This is a genomic window from Endozoicomonas atrinae (assembly GCF_001647025.1).
In the GTDB taxonomy this organism is placed as follows: domain Bacteria; phylum Pseudomonadota; class Gammaproteobacteria; order Pseudomonadales; family Endozoicomonadaceae; genus Endozoicomonas; species Endozoicomonas atrinae.
In genome coordinates this window covers 1-7,148 of the sequence record NZ_LUKQ02000264.1, presented here as the reverse complement: position 1 = coordinate 7,148, position 7,148 = coordinate 1, and the positions used below count along the sequence as shown (strand labels likewise).

Here is a 7,148-nt window from a genome sequence, read left to right as displayed (position 1 = left end):
TGAGGTACCGCATCAAACGGATTTTGCGGGGCGAGGGCAAACGGATTGCCAGAGACCGGAGTGACTGGCGCTGCAAGGGTTGTTTTAAACGTGATGTGTGCTGGGGCAAGGTTCAGCCAGAGGTGAGATGCAGTTCATGTACTTATGCGGTAGCCGATGAGCGCGGTGGCTGGTATTGCACCGTGCATGAAAAAGCCGCGACTGAAACATGCAATGCCTATGAACCCTTCCAGCCTGGAGACAGGGATGACTGAACAGAAAGAAAAAAAACAACGGAAGCCAATGCGTACCTATCCGAAACGACTGCCCAAGGATTACAAGATGAGCCCGATTCAGAAAGTAGTTCGAAAGTACAGGGTACGCCGACGATTTACCCGTAACCGGCTGTCGGCAGCATCGGGCGTTTTTTCCAGAACCATTGAACAGTACGAAACCAATAACCTGCACAATCCACGAATCCTTCATCTGGCAGCAGTACTGAATGTACTTGATCTGGATTTATGGGTCATCGACCGCACCAATGGAACACTGGTAGAGAGGATTTACTGAGATGGAAAGTGAAACTGTGGAAGTGACTGGCATGAAGGCTGAGTCCATTGACGTTCGTGACGATGGCCATGTGAATCTGGTCTGCGTATGGGGCAACCGTGGATTCGACGAATCACTGGATTTGCAATTGTTCTTCGCCGACAAGGGCATCGAACGATTTATCCGCTACCTGGAAACCCAGAGCAACAATCCACCCTTACAAGTCAACAGGCAAGGTGAAGAGGTATGGGTGCATCCACTGGTGATGTACCGGTATCTGGCCTGGTGTGAACCACAGGTTGATGCACTCTGTATGGACTTGTACCACATGTACACCCGACACAAAGCAAAAACACTCAGGAGTGACGCTGAACACACAACTACCTGGCATTAAGGCAGACCATAAATGCGCTCGGAGGTGAGCGCAGCCATCTCGACAACAGCAGGATAGAAAAACATGAATGCCATTGCAACTGCAAACACTATGAACATCAACGATGCAACCACTGTTGACACTATGTCCAGCCGTCAGATTGCTGAAGCAACGAAAAAGAATCATGCCGATGTGATTCGTGACATAAAAAATATGTGCGCACAGCTTAATTGGAATGTCAGCAAATATGCTGGCATTTATTGTGACGCTCGAAACCGGCAGCAAACCGAGTACAACCTGCCACGTTATGAATGCGAAGTTCTGATTACTGGCTATGATGTCAAACGTCGAGCCGCCGTGATCAAACGCTGGCACGATCTGGAATCGGGCAAAACCCAACCTCTCGTGCAACAGCCACAACCGGACCCGTACCACCTGCTGAAATTAAACATGGATGCCAGCCTTCAAGCGGTTACCTTTGCCAGGGCCTTCGGTCTCGAAGGCAATCAGGCCATGCTTGCAGCGGACCGGCTGCTAAGGCATCGGCTCAACTTCTCGCCGCTTACTGAGATGGGCCACCCTGCCCTGGTCGCTCCCAAGAAAGAACCACTGTTCACCCCGACGCAACTGGGCCTCATGTCCACCCCCGTTTACACTGCCGTACATATGAACAAGTGGCTGCAAGAGAGCGGTATGCAGGACAAGACCGGCGACGAGTGGGTACCCACTGATAAAGGCAAGCCCTTCTGTGAAATGCTCGACGTTGGCAAGAGCCATGGTAACGGTACCCCCGTCAAACAGTTGAAGTGGTACCCGTCAGTACTGGAACAACTGCACGATGAAAAACCTGAGCCGGACTATATGCCTGAACCTGCACTAGATGGTGATGCTGATAATGATCCTGTTAAACCAGTTGTGACTCGAAAACAGAAAGTCAAGCGCGTTCAAAATCATAAGCGTGGACGCTATGGCCTGCCGGAGCACTTCTCCATCTATGAATTGGCTGATGAACTGGAGCTGCAAAAAAGCTTCATCGAGGAGGTATTGAAAAAGCACCGCATCATCAAATGGAAGCCAATGAAGCATGGCGGCAAGCACATACTGACAGACACTGGCTGGCATTACGGGAAGATGTACGACCCAACTGCGAAAGTATTCCGTGAGAAGGGAAAGCAGCTCATGACAACCAACTGCCACCCTGTGTTCGGTTACGAGATTTTGAAGTTTTTCTGAAAATTAATTCCAGCCTGGAGCTGCCATACCCAGCGGCTCCGGTGAAAAAATTGATGATTTTTTAGCAGGGAGTTAGGTTGGTATGGAAAACATCCGGAAGAAGAAATTAATGCAACTTAAAGAAATTTCATCCGAGTACGGTATCAGCAAAACAAAACTTCAAAAAATAGCTGGTCTGGAAGAATTTCCCAAGCCTGTCTGCTTTGGCAGGCACATGACAAAGCTCTACCGAAGAAAGGATGTAGAGGTCTTTTTTGGATGCTAATTTTGGGGCGAAAGCCCCAACTAGATAGTTGGCTCAATGAACCTGTATATTTTATCCAGATATAATCGTTGGGCTTTTCTTCTCTCTTCAAAGTGGTCATCAAGATTATAAACCCCTTCAATCCCCTTCTTGACGTGCCCGAGACAAGCCTCCGCTACATTGTCAGCAATGCCGTTTTGTGACATATACGTTCTCCCAGTCCTTCGTAAATCGTGAGGCGACCAATAGGGTATGTGGGACATCCTCTTTGATTCATACTGAGTAACAATCCATCGTCGTAGAACTTTTTCGTCGACAGGATCAATCCCATCTGAGAATACGTATTCACTTTCAGGTGATAGTGAACAAGCCTCCTTAATCCATTTAATAACCTCTGGCTCAAGTGGTATCGCCGCATGAATAAATTTATTACTTCCCCGCAGAAAAGTAGGTGTAATCCACCACTTCTGTTCGAAATTGATGTCATCTTTTTTCATGGCAACCAACTCACGAACCCTTAACGTCAATGTAGCCTTTACTGCAAGCATTAAATAATTTCTTCGGTTCTGTAATCTAAGCAGCCTTAAACATTGAAAAACTTCGGCCAGCTCATCCATCGTCAAACACCTTTGCGAAACTGATCTATGGTTACCAGCATCTCTGCTCTCAAAGGTATATGCAGGGTTGTATTTAGTTAGCCCTAATTTCAGAGCCAGTTTGTAAACTCGCTTAATTACCGTCAATGCCTTTTTCGGGGTTGTTTTTAACCCTGACTGAAGCATTTGATTCAATTTTCTCTGAATATCAATCGAAGTAATGCTATCAATATCTCTATCGCCGAAATCAACTTTTAGATGCGTGTTATAGGCACTGACATAGCTCTTGGATAAAGAAATTTCTTTCAACATTTCCACAATGTCATCAAAAGTTTTTTGTGCCTTTATCACGTCGCCATCTGATGAACGATCCTGCAACTCTGCAACCTTTTCTCTTGCAGCCGAAAGCCTGACTGAATAATAATCACCTATAGGCACATCCGTTCTATCGCCATTAACCGTGATCCGTGCATACCATGTGTGTTTCTTTTTTCCGACACGGATCATTAGATTTTTACCACAGCTATACATACCAGGATTTTTTTTAAGTAATCCTTTAACCTCTTGATTATTCTTCATTATTCCAAACACCCATTTTATTTTTGTTGTAAAAATGAAACATCGCCTATGAAATTAGACTTTTTACAACGATCTTACAACAATGAGCACTGAAATCAGACAAACTTAGAAACCCTTGAAAAAACCTGAACGAGAACCTGATGCACATAACTACTTAATATTTATACTTAAAAAATCTTGAAAGTTCGTATACGATCCTGACGGATTTAGAGGGAAGAGTCCTAAATGAAAATCATCATTCTCGGCGCCGGTCAGGTTGGTGGCACGCTGGCAGAAAACCTGGCCAATGAGGAAAATGACATTACGGTGGTCGATACCGATGCCACTCGACTTCGAGAACTCCAGGATAAAATTGATATACGAACCATCCAGGGTAAGGCCTCTTTTCCAGGGGTTCTGAAACAGGCTGGAGCCGATGAAGCCGATATGCTGGTTGCGGTCACCAACAGTGATGAAGTGAATATGGTGGCCTGCCAGATTGCCTACACACTGTTCCACACTCCGTCAAAAATTGCCCGTATTCGTCAGGCTGCTTACCTGAAGAATGAAAGCCTGTTTGCTAATGCGGCCCTGCCCATTGATGTTCTTATCAGCCCGGAGCAAGTCGTTACTAACTATATAAAGCGGCTTCTGGAACGTCCTGGAGCCCTTCAGGTACTCGATTTTGCCGAAGGTCGTGTCCAGCTGGTTGCCATGAAGGCTTATTACGGAGGTCCTCTGGTCGGTCACGAACTCCGCTATATCCGTGAACACATGCCTAATGTTGATACCCGGGTAGCTGCTATTTTTCGTCGTGGAAATGCCATCATGCCCAAGGGGAACACCGTTATCGAGGTGGACGATGAAGTCTTCTTTATTGCCGCCCGTGAAGATATTCGGGCCGTCATGGGAGAGCTTCAGCGTCTGGATGATGACTACAAACGCATCATTATTGCCGGTGGTGGCAATATCGGCCTGCGTCTGGCTCAGGCAGTGGAAGACCAGTACAAGGTCAAGATTATTGAGCACAATATGGAACGGTGCCAGTTCCTGTCAGAAACGCTGACCAAAGCCATGGTTTTCTGCGGCAACGCATCCGATAAAGAGCTGCTGATCAGTGAAAACATCGAAGAGACCGATATCTTCTGTGCACTGACCAATGACGATGAAGCCAACGTCATGTCATCCATGCTGGCGAAACGACTCGGTGCCCGTAAGGTTATGGCGCTGATCAATAACCCCGCTTATGTAGACCTGGTTCAAGGTGGTGAAATTGATATTGCGATTTCTCCACAGCTGGCCACTATTGGCAGTCTCCTTAAACACGTCAGACGCGGCGATATAGTAAACGTTCACTCACTTCGAAGAGGAGCTGCTGAAGCGATTGAAGCGATAGCCCATGGTGATGAGCAGAGTTCCAAAGTGGTGGGTAAAACCATTCAGGAAGTAGAGTTACCTCAAGGCGCTACCATTGGTGCCATCGTTCGTGATGATCAGGTTCTGATTGCTCACGATACTACCCGAATTGAATCCGGTGACCATGTCATTCTCTTCCTGACCAATAAACGCAAAATCCGTGAACTTGAGCAGCTCTTCCAGGTTGGTCTTGGATTCTTCTAAATTCCCTCCTGATCAGCTTCCTTCCCTGTTATTCGGGTTGGAAGCCCATCTTTCCCAGAAGATGTAAATGACCTGAAACAAAGTCCAGGGCTTTATTTTCCCTATGGATTGGGAGTAATCTCCTACTGCATAAAATCAGAATTTCTTATAGCCATTATAAGAATCCACCATGGCAGGTTATTTAAGTGCCCAGCATATTATTGACTCCATATCGCTGGGTGCTTGTACTGGATGAAGCAGGAGCACCATGCAGTTTCAGGTTATTCTTCCCATTTTGGGAATTTTGTTAATTTTATTCAGCACGTCCAGCCTTCCTCCGATCGTTGTAGCACTGCTCTATCAAGAGCAGGAAATATCCATTTTTATCTACACCTTTTTATTAACACTACTGCTGGGCGTCCTCCTCTGGTTCCCCTTTCGACATATCAAAGATGAGTTACGTACCCGCGAAGGGTTTCTGGTCACTGCACTGTTCTGGATTGTTCTAGGCTCAGTAGGCTCTCTGCCATTTCTATTAATGGAAAGTCCTTCACTCAGCATTACCGATGCACTGTTTGAGTCCATGTCAGGCTTAACAACGACGGGAGCAACCATTCTGACCGGAATTGAGCACCTGCCCCGCTCAATTCTGTTTTACCGACAACAGCTGCAGTGGCTTGGGGGGATGGGAATTATTGTCTTGGCAGTTGCCATTCTTCCAATGCTTGGGATCGGAGGTATGCAGTTGTATCGAACTGAGACCCCCGGGCCGGTTAAAGACTCAAAACTTACTCCCAGAATAACCGAAACGGCCAAAGCACTCTGGTTTCTTTATCTCTTTCTAACCGCTGCCTGTGCCCTGGCTTACTGGCTGGCAGGTATGAACCTGTTTGATGCGATCTGCCACAGTTTCACAACCATCGCTATTGGAGGATTTTCTACTTATGACGGCAGCATGGGGCATTTCAATTCTCCCATGATTATCTCTGTCTCGATCTTTTTCATGCTGATTGCCGGTATCAATTTTGCCCTGCATTTTACGGCCTGGAGACATAAGTCACTGACCCACTATATTCAGGATCCGGAAGTTAAATGGTTTCTGGCAATACTGGGAGTCGTTGGAGCCATAACCGTCATCACTCTTTATCTTTCTGATACGTATTCTCTGAGTAAGTCATTCCGATACGGCTTGTTTGAGGTGGTATCAGTTGCGACAACGACTGGCTATACCTCATCTTCCAGCTTTTCAGCATGGCCAATGTTTCTTCCCTTACTGCTGTTTTTTACCAGTTTTATGGGAGGGTGTGCAGGCTCTACCGCTGGCGGAATGAAAGTAATCAGAGTTGTACTGATTGCCAAACAGGGAGTGAGAGAACTTCGTCGTTTAGTTCACCCCAATGCGGTATTCACCATAAAAATTGGCGGTAAACCCGTGAGCCCAAGGGTGGGTGAAGCAGTATGGGGATTCTTTGCGACTTACATTTTAATGTTTGTTCTTCTCTTTCTAGCTTTACTGGCTACGGGTTTGGACTTTACCACTGCATTTTCAACGATTGCTTCCTGTCTGAATAATCTTGGACCCGCTCTCGGCGAAGCAGCCTTCAGTTACCAGAACCTGCCTGATGCTGCAAAGTGGATTCTTGCTTTTGCCATGCTACTGGGACGCCTGGAGATTTTTACACTTCTTGTGTTGTTTACTCCAACCTTCTGGCGTTATTGATGGGGTTCATGAGAAGGTGGTTACATTGAGTCACCATCTTCTCCACCTTTGCCCTTCCAATACATCAGTAAACCAAGCCCTCCTATTATACCAATTGAATTTTCTAACTACTGTATAACTGCCCAATCACGGGAGCACAGACTGAACAGTCGACCAGCTTCGCTGCAAAGGTTATTCCAAGCTTCACAGCAACAATCTACAATATTTTCATAACCTGAAAATGCTTTGTTTGATAAGTCATGCTCCCGCATCCACTCCCATAGCCTTTCTGAGCTGTTTAACTCCGGTGCGAATGGT

The 7,148-nt window shown here is 46.4% G+C and carries 8 protein-coding genes and 1 pseudogene; 7 read left to right on the top strand and 2 right to left on the bottom strand.

What is annotated here, in order from left to right; all coding sequences use genetic code 11:
- The 5 genes from AK963_RS33505 to AK963_RS23510 all read left to right on the top strand — a co-directional run.
- Positions 1-254 (top strand): hypothetical protein (locus tag AK963_RS33505; protein WP_175404615.1); only part of this gene is annotated, 254 nt, incomplete at its 5' end.
- Entirely contained in the window at positions 247-549 is a 303-nt protein-coding gene (locus AK963_RS23525; protein WP_139117610.1) for a hypothetical protein, read from the top strand. The genes AK963_RS33505 and AK963_RS23525, both read left to right, overlap by 8 nt.
- 1 nt (position 550) lies before the next feature.
- The gene (locus AK963_RS23520) at positions 551-922 is read left to right on the top strand and encodes a hypothetical protein (protein ID WP_066017838.1); all 372 of its coding nucleotides are present in this window, start codon (positions 551-553) and stop codon (positions 920-922) included.
- A 63-nt stretch (positions 923-985) separates the two neighbouring features.
- A complete protein-coding gene (locus AK963_RS23515) occupies positions 986-2,134 on the top strand; it encodes a Rha family transcriptional regulator (RefSeq protein ID WP_066017837.1) in 1,149 nt (382 codons plus the stop codon).
- An 82-nt stretch (positions 2,135-2,216) separates the two neighbouring features.
- Complete coding sequence (locus AK963_RS23510; RefSeq protein WP_066017836.1) at positions 2,217-2,399, top strand: hypothetical protein; 183 nt, start codon at positions 2,217-2,219, stop codon at positions 2,397-2,399.
- 20 nt (positions 2,400-2,419) lie between these two features.
- On the opposite strand, the gene AK963_RS23505 is transcribed toward AK963_RS23510, so the two are convergent.
- Complete coding sequence (locus tag AK963_RS23505) at positions 2,420-3,553, bottom strand: tyrosine-type recombinase/integrase (RefSeq protein WP_066017835.1); 1,134 nt, start codon at positions 3,551-3,553, stop codon at positions 2,420-2,422.
- A 225-nt stretch (positions 3,554-3,778) separates the two neighbouring features.
- Between AK963_RS23505 and trkA the strand changes: the two genes are divergently transcribed.
- Together trkA and AK963_RS23495 are read left to right on the top strand one after the other, a co-directional pair.
- Entirely contained in the window at positions 3,779-5,152 is a 1,374-nt protein-coding gene (trkA, locus tag AK963_RS23500) for a Trk system potassium transporter TrkA (RefSeq protein WP_066017834.1), read from the top strand.
- Between the two features lie 247 nt (positions 5,153-5,399).
- The gene (locus AK963_RS23495; RefSeq protein ID WP_066017833.1) at positions 5,400-6,851 is read left to right on the top strand and encodes a TrkH family potassium uptake protein; all 1,452 of its coding nucleotides are present in this window, start codon (positions 5,400-5,402) and stop codon (positions 6,849-6,851) included.
- 107 nt (positions 6,852-6,958) lie between these two features.
- Here the strand turns inward: AK963_RS23495 and AK963_RS35810 are convergent.
- Positions 6,959-7,148, bottom strand: a pseudogene (locus AK963_RS35810) (IS630 family transposase); the annotation flags it as partial.

Excerpts from the sequence above, each read along its gene's own strand:
- AK963_RS23525 (WP_139117610.1), top strand. The coding sequence starts at position 247 with ATGACTGAACAGAAAGAAAAAAAACAACGGAAGCCAATGCGTACCTAT.
- AK963_RS23520 (WP_066017838.1), top strand. The coding sequence starts at position 551 with ATGGAAAGTGAAACTGTGGAAGTGACTGGCATGAAGGCTGAGTCCATT.
- AK963_RS23515 (WP_066017837.1), top strand. The coding sequence starts at position 986 with ATGAATGCCATTGCAACTGCAAACACTATGAACATCAACGATGCAACC.
- AK963_RS23510 (WP_066017836.1), top strand. The coding sequence starts at position 2,217 with ATGGAAAACATCCGGAAGAAGAAATTAATGCAACTTAAAGAAATTTCA.
- AK963_RS23505 (WP_066017835.1), bottom strand. The coding sequence starts at position 3,553 with ATGAAGAATAATCAAGAGGTTAAAGGATTACTTAAAAAAAATCCTGGT.
- trkA (WP_066017834.1), top strand. The coding sequence starts at position 3,779 with ATGAAAATCATCATTCTCGGCGCCGGTCAGGTTGGTGGCACGCTGGCA.
- AK963_RS23495 (WP_066017833.1), top strand. The coding sequence starts at position 5,400 with ATGCAGTTTCAGGTTATTCTTCCCATTTTGGGAATTTTGTTAATTTTA.